The organism is Streptomyces sp. NPDC014676 (assembly GCF_043084105.1).
Lineage (GTDB): Bacteria > Actinomycetota > Actinomycetes > Streptomycetales > Streptomycetaceae > Streptomyces.
On sequence record NZ_JBIBZI010000010.1, the window covers coordinates 211,504 to 225,860 of the forward strand.

11 protein-coding genes and 2 pseudogenes are annotated in these 14,357 nt (G+C 71.2%); 9 read left to right on the forward strand and 4 right to left on the reverse strand.

The genetic code is table 11. The features are described 5' to 3' along the window. Positions 1-90: 90 nt before the first annotated feature. The gene (locus tag ACF1DX_RS26715) at positions 91-963 is read right to left on the reverse strand and encodes an SGNH/GDSL hydrolase family protein (protein ID WP_391793675.1); all 873 of its coding nucleotides are present in this window, start codon (positions 961-963) and stop codon (positions 91-93) included. A 262-nt stretch (positions 964-1,225) separates the two neighbouring features. Between ACF1DX_RS26715 and ACF1DX_RS26720 the strand changes: the two genes are divergently transcribed. After that, positions 1,226-1,783, forward strand: coding sequence for a TetR family transcriptional regulator (locus ACF1DX_RS26720; protein WP_391793676.1), 558 nt, complete (start codon positions 1,226-1,228; stop codon positions 1,781-1,783). Positions 1,784-2,123: 340 nt separating this feature from the next. Here ACF1DX_RS26720 and ACF1DX_RS26725 read toward each other — a convergent pair whose 3' ends face one another. Next, positions 2,124-2,840, reverse strand: a complete 717-nt coding sequence (locus tag ACF1DX_RS26725; protein ID WP_391793677.1) for a TetR/AcrR family transcriptional regulator — start codon at positions 2,838-2,840, stop codon at positions 2,124-2,126. Between the two features lie 180 nt (positions 2,841-3,020). Between ACF1DX_RS26725 and ACF1DX_RS26730 the strand changes: the two genes are divergently transcribed. After that, positions 3,021-4,625 carry a CocE/NonD family hydrolase gene (locus tag ACF1DX_RS26730; RefSeq protein WP_391793678.1) on the forward strand — a complete coding sequence of 535 codons (1,605 nt, stop codon included), beginning with the start codon at positions 3,021-3,023 and terminating at the stop codon, positions 4,623-4,625. Positions 4,626-5,254: 629 nt separating this feature from the next. Beyond that, a pseudogene (locus ACF1DX_RS26735) lies at positions 5,255-6,029 on the forward strand (transcriptional regulator); the annotation flags it as partial. Here the strand turns inward: ACF1DX_RS26735 and ACF1DX_RS26740 are convergent. Beyond that, positions 6,021-6,452 (reverse strand): annotated as a pseudogene (locus ACF1DX_RS26740) (MFS transporter); the annotation flags it as partial. The pseudogenes ACF1DX_RS26735 and ACF1DX_RS26740 overlap by 9 nt on opposite strands. A gap of 641 nt (positions 6,453-7,093) precedes the next feature. On the opposite strand from ACF1DX_RS26740, the gene ACF1DX_RS26745 reads away from it, so the two are divergent. Beyond that, positions 7,094-8,290 (forward strand): PP2C family protein-serine/threonine phosphatase, encoded by a 1,197-nt coding sequence (locus tag ACF1DX_RS26745; RefSeq protein WP_391793770.1) that lies wholly within the window; start codon positions 7,094-7,096, stop codon positions 8,288-8,290. Between the two features lie 28 nt (positions 8,291-8,318). Continuing rightward, entirely contained in the window at positions 8,319-8,690 is a 372-nt protein-coding gene (locus ACF1DX_RS26750) for an STAS domain-containing protein (protein WP_391793679.1), read from the forward strand. 124 nt (positions 8,691-8,814) lie between these two features. Here the strand turns inward: ACF1DX_RS26750 and ACF1DX_RS26755 are convergent, their stop codons facing one another. Continuing rightward, entirely contained in the window at positions 8,815-9,549 is a 735-nt protein-coding gene (locus ACF1DX_RS26755; protein WP_391793680.1) for a D-Ala-D-Ala carboxypeptidase family metallohydrolase, read from the reverse strand. A gap of 390 nt (positions 9,550-9,939) precedes the next feature. Here ACF1DX_RS26755 and ACF1DX_RS26760 point away from each other — a divergent pair, with 390 nt between their 5' ends. The 4 genes from ACF1DX_RS26760 (at position 9,940) to ACF1DX_RS26775 (ending at position 14,160) form a co-directional block, all read left to right on the forward strand. After that, on the forward strand, positions 9,940-10,479 hold the full coding sequence (locus ACF1DX_RS26760) for an ATP-binding protein (RefSeq protein WP_391793681.1): 540 nt from the start codon (positions 9,940-9,942) through the stop codon (positions 10,477-10,479). Next, positions 10,476-10,934 (forward strand): Fur family transcriptional regulator, encoded by a 459-nt coding sequence (locus ACF1DX_RS26765; RefSeq protein WP_391793682.1) that lies wholly within the window; start codon positions 10,476-10,478, stop codon positions 10,932-10,934. Before ACF1DX_RS26760 ends, ACF1DX_RS26765 begins: the two co-directional genes overlap by 4 nt. A gap of 210 nt (positions 10,935-11,144) precedes the next feature. Beyond that, positions 11,145-12,200: a PP2C family protein-serine/threonine phosphatase gene (locus ACF1DX_RS26770; protein ID WP_391793683.1), complete on the forward strand. Its 1,056-nt coding sequence runs from the start codon at positions 11,145-11,147 to the stop codon at positions 12,198-12,200. 436 nt (positions 12,201-12,636) lie between these two features. Further along, the gene (locus tag ACF1DX_RS26775) at positions 12,637-14,160 is read left to right on the forward strand and encodes a fused MFS/spermidine synthase (RefSeq protein WP_391793684.1); all 1,524 of its coding nucleotides are present in this window, start codon (positions 12,637-12,639) and stop codon (positions 14,158-14,160) included. Positions 14,161-14,357: the final 197 nt, after the last annotated feature.

Below are 14,357 nucleotides of genomic sequence, written 5' to 3' on the forward strand. Positions count from 1 at the left end.
CCCTGCGGTGGGCCCGGCGACGCCGGCCCCGCCCCGGGTTCCATGTCGGCCCCGGGGCGGACCGGTCGTCGAGGGTGGGGCGCGCCGCCGTCAGCTCAGGCCGAGGACGCTCATGGTGTGCTCGGCCATGCGCCGCTCTCCGAGGGCGTTGGGATGGACGGGTACGAGGCTTCCGCCGAAGAGGAGAGGCTCGATCCAGCGGGTCCCGCCGGGCTTGCACGCGTCGTGGCCCTCGGAGATCCGGGAGAAGTCCACGAAGGTGGCGCCGGTCTCCTCACTGGCACGTTCGACGGCCGCGTTGAGGTGCGCCTGTATGCCGCGCAGGTACGGCACGTCACCGGTGGCGATCGGAAGCTTCACGAAGCAGGAGGGATCGGCCTCGGCCGGTGTGATCCACGGGTAACCCAGGACCGCCACGCGGGCGTTGGGGGCCTCGGCGCGAACGGCCTGCAGGGCGGTCTTCAGCGCGGGGTAGGTGTTCGCGTCGATCTGGTCGGTGAAGGAGGTGCCGTGCCGGTCCTTGCAGGGGCTGCCCTTGCCTCCGCTGAGGACGCCCGCGGTACCGCAGGCCGTGATGGCGTTGATGAAGGTGCCGTTGTCGTTGCCGCCGATCGTCAGCGTCACCAGGTCGGTGCCCGCACCGAGCGCGTTCACCTGGGGCCCGACTCCGGGGTACTGCGATGTGGTGAAGTCCTTCGTCTGGGCGGCGCCGCAGGTCACGTCCTTCAGATGGGCGCCCGTACGGCCGGCGATCACATGAGGGTAGTTCGCGGTGGAGCGCAGGCACAGCAGGTTGGTGGGATCCACGGGCAGCACGCCCGAGCCGGCGCTGTAGCTGTCGCCGAGGGCGACGTAGTCCAGCGACGCGGAGGCGTGTGCGGTGCCGCCCGTGAGGCTGAGGGCGAGCGCACCGACGAGTGCGGATGATGTGGCCATGACATTCCGCAGGGCGTGCTTCGGCATGTGATCCCTCTTCTCGGGACGGAGCGGTGGGGCGGCAGCCGACGGGGCGTGCCGTTGGTGCGAACGGAGCGGTTCGAGCGTGGGGGAGCGCTGGGACGCGTCATTACCGAACAGTTCTACCGTCAGGTAATGTGCAGGCCCCCCGGCGGGGAGTCAACATTGTTGACCAGACTTCTCGAAACGCTCACGGAAGACTTCCGGCTCACCCCGCAGACGCGCGAACCCGCAGTTGCGAAGCGCCGGGACCCCTATCCTGTCCCGCATGCTGCAGACCGGCTCCAGTACCACGACCCGCGAGGCCATCCACTCGGCCGCTGCCCGGCTGTTCCGGGACCAGGGCTTCTCCAGGACCACCGTCCGCCGGATCGCGGCGGCGGCAGGCACGGACCCCGCACTGGTGATCCGTCATTTCAAGAGCAAGGAACTCCTGTTCCTGGAGACGATGCACCTGACGATCGATGACGAGCCACTGCTCGACGTGCCACTGGAACACCTGGGAGACCGGCTCGCCGGACTCCTCGTCGAGCTCGGCGGTTCCGCGCGGGGCGTCTTCCTGGCCCTGGTGCACAGCGGCGGCGAACCGCAGATCCGCGAACGTCTGCGCGATACGCACGAGCAACTCTTCGTCGCACCGCTGCGCCGTCGCCTGTCCGGCCCCGACGCCGACGTCCGCGCGCGCATGGCGGCCGCCTTGGCGGGGGGCCTGCTGTACGCACTGTGGGTGGTCGGGGACGAGGGGCTGCTCCGAATGGACCGTACGGAACTGGTGTCACGGTACGGCGCACTCTTCCAAGGGGTGCTGACTCCTCGCCGCCGCTGATGTCGTCACGGCACCGGATCTCGCGCAGGACGCGCACCGGGCGGGCGTCCTCGCGTACGTTCGAGCTGTCCGGACGACCGCGACGGGAGCACCGAGCCGTCGGTGGGCGGCGCCGTCGGGAAACCGGCTTCGTTCTCGAAGCGCGGCCGGGCCCGGGCGGCTGGTGGCGGCGCGGGGCCGGAGCCTGTCCGCGCCGACTGTACGACGACGCACTCGGCCCTCCGGCACGGGCCCGCCGGGCATCGGCGTCGCGGTCCGCCCTGTGGCGACGCACGGGCTCCGTACCGTCGGCTCGTTCCTCCGGGCCCCGCGGGCGGGACGCGTCCATGGGCGCGTTGCGTCAGTCGGCGCCGAGACCGTCGATCAGGCGGCCCAGGAACCGGCTGAAGGTGGCTTCGGCGGTGAGTGGGCGTCCGGGGGCGGAGAGAGCTTCGGCGAGCTCCGGGTGGCAGCCGTCGGCGGCGACAGCGGCGAGGTAGCGGGCCTCGGCTGCGGCCCGTTCCGGGGACCGTGCGGCTGCGGCCTGCGCGATCTCGTACGCCACGTGTCCGGCCACGAACGCGGTGAGCTGGGCGAAGACCTCCAGCTTCGCCGCGCCGTCCAGCCCGGTGGGCCGTAGGACGGCGAGCGCGTGTTCCAGGAAGGCCAGCGTGTTGGGGCCCGGAACGCGACGGGTGGTCAAGGCGACGGGCAGCCAGGGATGGCGCAGCATGTGGGCGCGCTGCAGGTGGGCGACGGTCTTCAGATCGGCACGCCAGTCGCCGCTGGGCGGGTCCGTGACCGTCAGTTCGCCGCTGACGTGGTCGACCATCAGTTCCAGCAGTGTCTCCTTGTCGGGGGCGTAGCTGTAGAGCGACATGACACCGGCTCCGACCCGGGCGGCGACCCGCCGCATGGTGACCGCTTCGAGGCCTTCGGTGTCCGCCAGGGTGACGGCCGCCGCGGTGATCGCCTCCCGGCTGAAGGAGGGCCTGCGGCCTCTGCGGAACTCGGTGGGCCGCAGCCAGAGCTGTTCGGGATCGACGCTCGCGGCGCTGGACTTCTGGTCACCGGGCACGGTCCTGTGCTCCTTCCTCCGATTGCAGGGGTGGTCCTTGCGAAGGTCATCCAAGCATCCTCTATTCTCGTACAGCGTACGGAAATGAGGAGGGGAACGATGCCATCACGCACGCCCGATGCCGTGACCGGACCTGCCCGGGTGCCACCCGCCGGAAAACCACCGCTGTCCTCACGGATGATGAGGGCGATCTGGCGAGGTCTGCCGGCGAAGCGGCACGAGGTCGGATGGGAGCCGGGGCTGGTGGTACCGGCCGCCGACGGCAGCTCGCTGATCACTGACCACTACTTCCCGCGGGCCCGGGGCGACTTCCCCACCCTCCTGGTCCGCTCGCCCTACGGCCGAGGCCTGCCGTGGTCGCCCCAGTACGGCCTGCTCTTCGCCGAGCAGGGCTTCCACGTGGTCCTGCAGAGCTGCCGCGGCACCGGTGGTTCGGGCGGCATGTTCGATCTGTGGCGCAACGAGGCCGCCGACGGCCGGGCCACGGTCTCCTGGCTGCGCGAGCAGGCCTGGTTCGACGGAACGCTGGGGACGGTCGGCCCCAGCTACCTGGGCTACGTGCAATGGGCCCTCGCTCTGGACCCACCGCCGGAACTGAAGGCGATGGTGGTGCAGGTAGGACTGCACGACCCCTACGCCCTGTTCCACGCGGACGGTGCGCTGCGCCTGGAGAACGTCCTCGCCGTCGGCGCGGGCATGACCTACCAGCACCAGGGCATGGCGCCGTTCCTGAAGGCGACGCTGCGCCTGCAGCGCCGCCTGCGCGACGTCACCACCGCGCAGCCCCTGCGCGGGGCGTACGAGTCCGTCCTGGGAGGTGAAGTGCCCTGGCTGCGCGACGTGATGGCGCACCCGGACGCCAAGGACGCCTACTGGAACGGCGCGTCATTGGCGGAGTCGGCGGAGCGGCTCGGCGTGCCCACGGCCCTGATCACCGGATGGCACGACGTACTGGTCGACCAGACCTTCGAGCAGTACGACCGGCTGCGTCGGGCCGGATGTGAAACCGCCCTGCTCGTCGGCCCCTGGACCCACACCTCCGCCCTGCAGCAGGGATGGCCCGAGGTGTTCGCCGAAAGCCTCGCCTGGCTGCGCGCCCACCTGTGCGCCGACCCCTCCGGCCTGCGCCCCACCGCGGTACGCGTGCACATCAACGGCGAGAACGCCTGGCGGGACCTCGACGACTGGCCGCCGGCCTCCGCTGCCGCCTCGTGGTACCCCGCCCCGGACGGGCATCTCACCCAGCAGCCCCCCACGGAATCCGCGCCACTGACGACGTTCCGCTACGACCCGGCCGACCCCACCCCCTCCCTCGGAGGCCCCCTGCTCTCCCGCACCGCCGGCCCACGCGACAACAGCGTTCTGGAGGCCCGGGACGACGTCCTGACGTTCACCGGCCCACCACTGACCGAACCCGTGGACATCCTGGGCCCGGTCTCCGCGCGGCTGAGCATCTCCACGGACACCGGGCACGCCGACGTCTTCGCCCGCTTGTGCGACGTGGACGCGCAAGGCCGCTCCGTCAACGTCTGCGACGGACTGGGCCGACTTCGGACAACCGGACCCGCGCCCTCGCAGGTCACCGTGGGGATGAGCGCCACCGCCCATCGCTTCGCCGCAGGTCACCGCATACGCTGGCAGATCAGCGGAGGCGCGAGTCCCCGCTACGCCCGTAATCCCGGCACCGGGGAATCGCCGGTGGACGCCACCACCTTCACACCGGTGCGCATCACGGTTCACACGGACTCGGTGTTGATGCTCCCTTGCGGCGCCGGGCTCGAGTGATTCCCCTGTTCGCCGGGAAGGGACCGACGAGCCGGGCCGTCCGGCCCGGCTCGATCCTCTACGCCCTCTTCGCCGTCCAGGCCGACCAAGTCGGGGTTACGCAGCGGCAGCCCGGGGGTCGTGATCCACTTCGACCTGCTGGAGGGCGAGCCGGGCGATGGCGAGGGAGTCACGGACACGCCCGAGGCGGGTGCGGGACACCGCGGCCGTCTCCACGGCGCTGTGCCGACGGCGGCCGCGCGGCAAGGCTGAGACCGGCCGTGCGCCGCAGATGCCGGTAGTCGCGGACCGCTGATGACGGACAGGACCCGGATGCGCGCGGCTCGTCCTTGTCGAGCGGTGCCCAGTAGGGGAAGGACGCCCTGCCGTACCCCGGTCGCCGGCTCCTTCGCTGCAGGCGCGCACCGGGCCGGGACGGTCGTCGCCGTGGGACAGGGCGATGGACCCTTCGACCGCGCCTGTCGCGCCGGTGACCGCCACGGTGCCGTCAGCGTCCATGTGGACGGGTCCGCCGGGGCCCACTGACCGCCGCCCCGAGCTCCCTGTACTGATCGAACGGCATCCGTATACGACCCGTACTCGGTCCGTACTCGACTCGTACTCAATCCGTACGCTTCATGCTGTAGTCGACGAAGCGCGGCTTCGGGCCGTGGGCGCGGATCTACCGCCCCGCGCAGGGCTCCGAGCGAGCCTGCGTGCAGCTGTGCATCCCGCCCTGGCACGCGCTCGACTCCCGCCACTGGGGCGAGGCCGGGCAGCTCCCGCCGGCGGATCCCGCCCGGACCCTGGGCGTGTACGCCTCCCGGGTGATGACGCCGCGTGGCTCCACCGCCGTCACCGGCCTGGAGCTGATGACCGCCCTGCACCTGCCGACCCGCGCCTCCGAGCCCGACGCCGACGGCCGTCGGCACTCCGGCACAACCCCGGCTCGCTGGGCAAGGACCCGGTGGACTGCGCCCCGTGTGAGGCCCCCGAGGGACATCCCCTCCTGGCGGACCTGCCGCGCTTCCACGTTCGCGGCCCGGCGGAGAAGCTGTTCGAGGAGGCGTACGACTGGGCGCGGCCGATGACCGAGGCCGAGTGCACCTTGCGGCACCTGGTCGGCATCGACGTGAACACGGCCTTCGCCGCCGGAGCCAACGGCCTGGTCGTCGGCCTCGGCGCGCCGGAGCACGTCAAGGCGCCGGTGTTCGATGCGAAGCTGCCCGGCTCCTGGCTGGTCGACCTCTCGCACGTCGACCTGTCGAGGTGAAGGTCGGCAAGGACAAGTGGGCGGAGCCGGACACGAGTCTGCTGCCCAGCCCGTTCGCGCCGAAGGGCGAACGCCCCGAGGGCCCGGCCTGGTCCGCCACGCCCACCGTGGCGTACGCGGCGGAGCTCGGCTACGAGGTGCGTCCGGTCGAGGGACGTCTGGTACTCCACGTCGAAGAACACGGACAGGGCCCCGACGGCGAAGGCGAGCGCGAACAGGGCGGGCAGGCCCAACCAGCCGAAGAGGCCCGCCACGGCGGCAGCGCCCAGGGCCAGGGCCCGGCCGGCGTCCGTGAGCACCATCGTCGTGCGGGTGCGCCACCTGTCCACCCACGCGCCGACGAAGAGCGAGAGCAGCAGGACCGGTGCCTGCCCCACCGCGCGAAGGACGCCCAGTCGGCCGGCACCGGCGTCGAGGGTCAGGACGGCGAAGAGCGGCAGAACCACCAGACTTACGTGTTCACCGAGCTGGGAGGCGGTCTGCCCCGTCCAGAGTCTGCGGAAGCCGGCGTCCCGCCACAGGCTTGACGGAACGGGTCGACCGGAATCGGATACGGCGGAGGAAGCGGACGGCACGGTATTCCCTCGGGTTGCCGACAACGAGACCCGCCACCGGGCACACGGAGGGCGCACCGGCGGTTCAGGCGGGGAAAGGCTCGCTGTGCCGCGACATCAAGGGCAGCACGCGATGACAGGCCGCTCACGGCCGACGACGTCAACGCGCGCTCGGAAAACCGACCATGTCTCAGCTCCTCGTGGATGACTCACCGCATCCGGACCCTAGCCGTCGACGACCCGCCACGAAAGGCGATTTCGCTCGCCCCGCACGCGATCCGCGACCGCCCGAGCGAGGCACGGTGCCCGCGCGGTGATCCCCGTGCCGGCAGACCGATGTGCCCCGTGGCTCGCGACGCCGGTCATGACACGGTCGCCGTGCACGTCCCGGAAACCCGCGTGGAAGCCGCTGCGGCCGGCGCCCGGGCAGACGGAGTGCACCCGGCCGGAGTGGTGGAGGGCCTCGTAGGAGAAGGGAATGCCGGGCCGCGCGTGCTGTCCGGGAGCGGGTGCCCGCCTGGTGTCCGAGGATGGGTACTACATGAGCGGCCATGAAAGAGGCGGGCCATGAAGGAGTCCCGGAGTGGCGTATCCGACCATGGCGTGCGCGCCTGCCCGGCGAGGGAACCAGGGGTGTGACCGAGAACAGTGCTGTGTCGCTGATGCGGCTGATGCAGGCCGGTCATACGGTCACGCTCGAACAGCTTCCGGGGATGATCGCCGAGCATGCCGCCGTGGCGGGCATGCACGACGTGGCGGTCTTCGTGGTCGACATCCGGGAGACGGTGTTGCGCCGGCTCACCGGTCAGGGAGCGGATGCCGGGGGCGGCGGGCAGGAGTTCACCGTTTCGGGCAGTCTGCCCGGCCGGGCCTACCAGCGCGTGGAACTGCTCCCCGAATCCGAACGGGACGGGGCGGGTGACCGTCCGGGCGGGCGGCGGTGGTGGGTGGCCGTCACCGACGGGGTGGAGCGCCTGGGGGTGCTGCGGGCCGATACCGACACCGACACCGAACCCGTCCGGCAGGCTCTGCGCGACCTGGCGTCGATGACGGCCCTGCTGTTGCTGAGCAAGCGGTCCTTCAGTGACTCCTACGCGCGTCTGACGCGCACCGAGCCGATGAACGTGGCCGCGGAGATGCAGCGGAACCTCACTCCGCCGCCTGCCTACGCCGGCCACGACACCACCGTGGGCGCGGTGATGGAGCCTGCCTACCAGATCGGCGGGGACGCCTTCGACTACGCGGTCACCGGCAGCACCCTCCACCTGAGCGTCTTCGACGCCATGGGCCACGACACCACCGCCGGCATCACCGCCAACGTCGCCGTGGCCGCCTGCCGCAACGCCCGCCGGCAGGGAGCCTCGCTGACGGAGACCAGCCGGCAGGTGGAGCAGACCCTGATCGAGCAGTTCAGCACCAGCCGCTACATCACCGGCATCCTCGCCCACCTGGACATGGATACGGGCCGGCTGACGTGGATCAACCGCGGCCATCACCTGCCGATCCTGATCCGCGGCAACCGCTGGGTCACCGAACTGGCCTGCCCCCCGGCCGGCCCCATGGGCGCCGACCTCGGCCTGCCGGTCACCACGGCCATCGACCAGCTCGAACCAGGGGACCGCCTGCTGCTCCACACCGACGGCATCGTCGAAGCCCGCGACAGGTACGGAACGGAGTTCGGCCGGGACCGGTTCGTCGACTTCATCCTGCGTCACCACTCCGGCCGGCACACCCTGCACGAGACCCTGCGCCGGCTGATGGCCGCCGTCATGAAGCACCACGACGGCAAGCTCGACGACGACGCCACCGTCCTGCTCATCGAGTGGCGCGGCGGCCACCAGCAGGAGCTGACGCCGTGAACCGCGGCCCCTGCGGAAAGAAGCGGCCATGAGCACCGACCGGCCCGCCCCCGACGATCAGCGGGACGCCCTACGGGTGCACACCCGCCCCCTGGGCGCCGGCCGACACCTCGTCACGGCCGAGGGCGCCCTGGATCTGCACACCGCCTCGCGGCTCGCCGACGTCCTGCGGCCACTGCTGCTCACCGGCGGCCAGAGCGTGCTGGTGGACCTGTCCGGTGTCGCCTTTCTGGATTCCACCGGGCTCACCTGCCTGATCGCTGCCTACCGCACGGCCAGAAACACCGGCGCCCGGCTGGCGCTGATCGCACCCGGCGAACGCGTACGCCGCATGCTGGCGCTGACCGGGACCGACCGGGTACTGCCCAGCTACGCCACCGTGGACTCCGTCCCCGACTGACCGCCCGCCCGACACCGCCGGCAGCCGCTGCCCCGGTGGGAGACAGCGGCAGCGGGCCCGCACCCGGAGAGCGGGCCGGGCGGCGCGAGGCCGCCCGGCCCGCCCGCTGTCCGTTCTCGGTGGGTCAGATGCCGCAGGTGGGAGCCGACCAGTACGGCGACGGGTCGAAGGCCACATGGGTGTGGTCGTTGTGGCCGGGGTAGCCCGGGCCGAGGATCTCCGAGAAGCCGTGCGTCCTGGACTGCTGGGCGAGGCGGCACAGGGACGGCGAGCCCACGAGGTCGGCCGCGTCGCCGTAGAGGTGGCGACTGGTGGCGGAACCGCCGACGGCGTTGTTGCACGCGCGGGAGCGGAAGCCGCTGGAGACGGTGATCGGGACGTCGCCGAGGGCGTGCCGCATCGCCTCCAGCTTCCACATGGTCTTGAGCGCGTTCGACTTGGCGGTGGCCGCGGAGACCGCGCCGCCGGACCAGTCGGAGTTGCACTTGTTGAGTTCGGCATAGCTGAAGTGGACGGGCGTGCAGTCGGCGTCCTGGAGAGCGTAGATCTTGCTGAAGGTCGCGGGTCCGGCGACCCCGTCCGCGCTCAGTCCGTACGCGGCCTGGAACTTCTTGACGGCGGCGGCGGTCCGCGCGCCGTACTGGCCGTCGTAGGAGAGCCGCTCGCCGGAGGTCACCCAGCCGGCGACCCGGATCTGGAGCTGGGTCACGTCACTGCCGGAGGATCCCTGGGAGAGGGCGCGGTTCCAGCTGTAACAGGAGTCGGCGTGCGCGGTTCCGGTGGTGGTGCCCACCCCGGCCACCATGAAAGTCATGAGCATGACAAATGAGAGAAGCGGGCGTGACGCGCGTCTGAGCATTCCGGCCTCCCGACCGTCGAGTCGACAACAACCGGAGCCCAGCGTGCGGCAATGAGCTACGCGCGTCAACGGTGCCCCGGGGAAGCGAAGCCGACGTTCCCGCGTCCGGCGGGGATCACGCGCGCCGTGGCGGGGAACGACCGGCTCCCCTTCCCTCGCACCGCGGGCCCGGAGGGCCTGCGCAGCCGCCACGGCGGTTGATCGACCGCCGGCGGAGCCCTGCCGCCGACTGTCACCCCGCCCGGCCGGCACTGTGGGGCGACGGCCGCAGTACATGCGCCGGAAACTGTACTCAGTCATGAAAAAGGACCTTATCCGCAATCTTGACCGATTCAAGAAAAGGCGTACGGTCGTAGGAGAGATTGCCACCGTCCTCGAAAGCACGCCCTTATGGATCGCACAGCTCCCCGGGAGACCCTCCCCGGTGGAACGATCGCCGATGTGGCCGTCCCCGGCCCTCAGCGATCGACTACCGCCCTGCCGTCCGGTGCGGCGGCCGAGACCCGCGTGGAATCGTTCGTGGGCGGGCCCTGGTCCCTGCCGTGGTCGCCGACCGCGTGCTCCTCGGCGAGGACCGTCATACGTGACGTGCTGCCGCAGTGGGGTCTGGACGACCTCGTACCGACCGCCGAACTGCTGGTCAGCGAGCTGGTGAGCAACGCACTGCGTCATGCCTCCGGTCCGCTGCGCCTCACCCTCGAGCGGGTGTCCGACCTCCGCTGCCTGGTCAGCGACGGCACCGCGGACCTTCCCCGCCCGGCCGACGCGGGCCCGGAGGACGAGAGCGGTCGCGGACTCGCCCTCGTGGACATGCTGGCCGCACGCTGGGGCTGTGAGGGCGGGGCCGAGGGCAAGAGCGTGTGGTTCGAGCTCTCCGGCGGCTCCTGCGCGCCCGGTCTCGACGGTGACGCGAAGGGTGAGGCGGCATGACGGCGTCCGGTACGGCCGACGAGCCGATGGCCCTGGCCGCCGAACGGCTGCGCGCGGCGGGCATGCGAGTGACCGCTCCGCGCATGGCCGTGCTGACGGCGGTCTCCGACTCGGGTGGTCACCTCGACGCCGACACCCTGCGTGAGCGCGCTCAGCGGATCACCGGCAGCCTGTCCCTGCAGGCCACCTACAACGTGCTGCGTGCCCTCACGGACGCAGGCCTGGTCCGAACCACCCAGATCGCGGGACACCCCACCCGCTACGAGACCGAGCGCCACGACAACCATCACCACTTCGTGTGCCGCGCCTGTGGTTCCATCCGTGACGTGGAGTGCGTGGTGGGCGCGGCACCCTGCATGGAGCCACGGCTTCCGGAGGAGTACGACACCCAGGAGGCCGCCGTCACGTTCTGGGGCCTGTGCCCCGGCTGCCGGGCCGCGGTGCCGGTTTCCTGACGGAGCCCGTCGCGGCCCCACGACGGGTGAGGAAGCCCCGTGGGCTGCCGTCCGGCCGTGCCGGAGAACCGTACGAGGGGCTGGTCACCGGACACGAGTACCTGCGCTGTCGCCGATCGATGCCCGTATCATACCGATAGAATCCCATTTGTGATCGGCTCAGGAAGACTCCGACGTCGTCATCGTCCGAACGATGGCCGACGGGATGCCGTGCTGCTGCTGTCGCCGGTGATCGTCACCGTCCTCATCGCCGGCCTGGCGCTCTCCACGCCGAGGGGGATCGCCTTCAGCCGTCTGCTGCCCGCGGCACCCGCCCTCGCCGCGGCACTGTGGCCCGTGCTCCCGACAGTCCTGCTGGGGACGTTCTGCCTGCTGGTCATGATCAGCCTCAGCTTCATCTACTCCGATCTGGGGACGCCGTACACGGCTGCCGCGATCGCCGCCGTCACCTTGGCGGCCGCCTACGCGAGCCATCTGCGACTTCAGCGGGAGGAGACGCTCTTCCAGGTCCGGCTCGTCGCCGACGCGGCTCAGAAGGTGCTGCTGCGACCGCTGCCGCACCGAGTCCAGGACGTCGAGATCGAGTCGCTGTATCTGGCGGCCCAGGAGCAGGCCCGGATCGGAGGCGATTTCTACGAGGTCGTCGACACGCCGCACGGAGTCCGGCTGCTCATCGGCGACGTGCGCGGCAAGGGCCTGTCGGCGGTGGGGGTCGCCTCCGCGGTGATCAACTGCTTCCGGGAGAACGCGTACGACCAGCCCGACCTCAGGGCCCTCATCCGTCGGCTCCAGAGCACCATGTCCCGCTACAGCGCCGCGGTCCCCGCCGATGACCAGGCGGAGCACTTCGCCACCGCCCTGATCGCCGAGATCCCGCACGGCGGCGGGCACGTCAGAATCCTCAACTGCGGTCATCCGCCCCCGGTGTTCGTGCGCGGCGGGGAGATCCACGTCCTCGAGCCCACCCTCGCCTCGACCCCCCTGAACCTCTCGGCGCTCCTGGGAGACCACTACTACGTGGACACCACCGCCTTCGTCCCGGGCGACCAGGTGCTGTTCTACACCGACGGCGTGACGGAGACCCGCGACCGGACCGGCGCGTTCTTCCCGCTGGCGGACTGGGCGCGGCAGCACAACCGGACACCGCCCCGTGAGCTGCTGGACCGGCTGCACGCGGACCTGCTGCACTACGCGGGCGGAAAGCTCGACGACGACATCGCGGCCCTCGCCGTGCGCCGCCGGCACACCGGGGCTCCGGAGCGGTAGCCCGATCCCCGGGGTGACGCGCGGGCCCGCCGTCACTCGCGCCGTCGGTGCGCAGCCATGGATTCCGGAGGGGCGGGCGGGCGAGGTCGTCGTGACCGAACCACCCGCGAGATCCGCACGCGGCCCGCCTCGTCGACGCGAAGGACGCCGGCGCCGGCGAGCGGATGCCCGACCGGGGACCAGGGCTGCCGCGGCGGCACATCCGCGCTCCGAGGACCTCTCGACGTACGGGACGAGGACGAACGCACCGCCCGCGTCCTCAGCGGGATCCCAGCCGAATGCGGCGTGCCGCAGCGGAGAACGACACGACCGTGATCGACGAACAGGGGGGCCGGCGTATCACCGCCGACCATGCGGCACCCCGTCAGACACCCTGAACACCGCGGGATTTCCGCTGCGGCGCTCGGCCGGCGAGTCGCATGGAAGGATGTCGCCCGTGACCGGATTGCCTTCCCCGCCTGTCGCCGGGGGCGCGCCTCGACACCACGGCCTGGGTCCGCGTGGTGCCGCCGTGCTCGTGTTCGGGTCATCGGCCGCGGTCCTGGTGGTCGAGATCGTCGCCTTGCGATTGTTGGCTCCTTACCTGGGCCTCACCCTCGAGACCAGCACCATGGTGATCGGCATCGCCCTCACAGCGATCGCTCTGGGCTCATGGCTGGGCGGACGCATAGCCGATCAGGTCGATCCGCGCCGGCTCCTGGGCCCCTCGCTGGGAGTGTCGGGAGCGGTCGTGGCGCTCACCCCCGCCGTGCTGCGCGGCACCGCGGAGCGGGCACCCGCGGTGCTCTTGTTGATCGCGTCGCTGACCATCCTCGTGCCGGGTGCTCTGCTGTCCGCGGTGACGCCCATGGTGACCAAGCTGCGACTCACCAGCCTCGCCGAAACCGGAACGGTCGTCGGCCGGCTGTCCGGCGTGGGAACCGCCGGTGCCATCTTCGGTACCGTCCTGACCGGTTTCGTCCTCGTGTCGCGGTTACCGGTCAGCGGCATCCTGATCGGTCTGGGAACACTGCTGGTGGTCGGCTCGGCGCTGCTCGCATGGCGGATGCGCGGGTGGAGCGGCACCCCTGCCCTGACGCTGGTGGTCGTCGCCGGAGGCCTCGCCACCATGGTCGCGCCGGGCGGCTGCGACATCGAAACCAGGTACCACTGCGCACGGGTTGTCGCCGACCCCGACCGGGACAGCGGCCGCATCCTCCTCCTGGACGGCGTGCGGCATTCCTACGTCGACGTCGACGACCCGACGTTCCTGAAGTTCACGTACGTGCGTGCCATCGCGTCGGTGGTCGATGCCGCCTTTCCCGGAGGGGAGCCGCTCGCCGCCCACCACCTGGGCGGCGGCGGACTCACCCTGCCCCGTTACCTCGCCGCCACGCGCCCCGGAACGCGCAGTCTGGTGTCAGAGATCGACAGCGGGGTCGTGCGCATCGACCGCGACCGACTCGGTCTGAGGCCGGAACACGATATCGACGTACGCGCCGAGGACGGCCGCCTGGGCCTGCGGCGACTCGACACGGGCAGCCGCGACCTCGTCGTCGGCGACGCCTTCGGCGGCGTCAGCGTCCCGTGGCACCTCACCACGGTGGAAGCGATGACCGATGTGCGGAGGGTGCTCGACGAGGACGGTCTGTACGTCGCCAACCTCATCGATCACGGTGATCTGGCCTTCGCACGTGCCGAAGCAGCCACGCTGAGCGAGACGTTCGAGCACGTTGCCCTCCTCGGCGAACCCGGTGACATCGGCCTCGGGCCGAGCACCACCCCCGAGGGAGGCAATCTGGTGATGGTCGCCTCCGATCGAACGATCGACCTGCGCGCGATGCGGGAAGCACTGGACGCCCGGAAGACCGGCTGGGAAATCTCCACGGGCGACGACCTCACGTCCTGGATCGGCGACGCCCCACTGCTCACCGACGATTACGCGCCCGTCGACCAGCTCCTCCAGCCCTACAGCCGGTGATCCGGTCCCGGACCGCGAAACGGACGGCCGTTTCGGCCCGGCAGCCGTGCGCGCTCATCAGACGGCGGCGGTACCGGAAGCGCGGCGGGGGACACCACTCGGTCGACCCGACGAGGAACGGTACGGACTCGCACCGCCGTCCCCTGCGCGGGCGCGCCGGGCCAGGGCTTCGGCATCATGGGGCATGCGCGAACGAG

Excerpts from the sequence above, each read along its gene's own strand:
- ACF1DX_RS26715 (WP_391793675.1), bottom strand. The coding sequence starts at position 963 with ATGCCGAAGCACGCCCTGCGGAATGTCATGGCCACATCATCCGCACTC.
- ACF1DX_RS26745 (WP_391793770.1), top strand. The coding sequence starts at position 7,094 with ATGCGGCTGATGCAGGCCGGTCATACGGTCACGCTCGAACAGCTTCCG.
- ACF1DX_RS26750 (WP_391793679.1), top strand. The coding sequence starts at position 8,319 with ATGAGCACCGACCGGCCCGCCCCCGACGATCAGCGGGACGCCCTACGG.
- ACF1DX_RS26755 (WP_391793680.1), bottom strand. The coding sequence starts at position 9,549 with ATGCTCAGACGCGCGTCACGCCCGCTTCTCTCATTTGTCATGCTCATG.
- ACF1DX_RS26765 (WP_391793682.1), top strand. The coding sequence starts at position 10,476 with ATGACGGCGTCCGGTACGGCCGACGAGCCGATGGCCCTGGCCGCCGAA.
- ACF1DX_RS26760 (WP_391793681.1), top strand. The coding sequence starts at position 9,940 with ATGGATCGCACAGCTCCCCGGGAGACCCTCCCCGGTGGAACGATCGCC.
- ACF1DX_RS26720 (WP_391793676.1), top strand. The coding sequence starts at position 1,226 with ATGCTGCAGACCGGCTCCAGTACCACGACCCGCGAGGCCATCCACTCG.
- ACF1DX_RS26730 (WP_391793678.1), top strand. The coding sequence starts at position 3,021 with ATGAGGGCGATCTGGCGAGGTCTGCCGGCGAAGCGGCACGAGGTCGGA.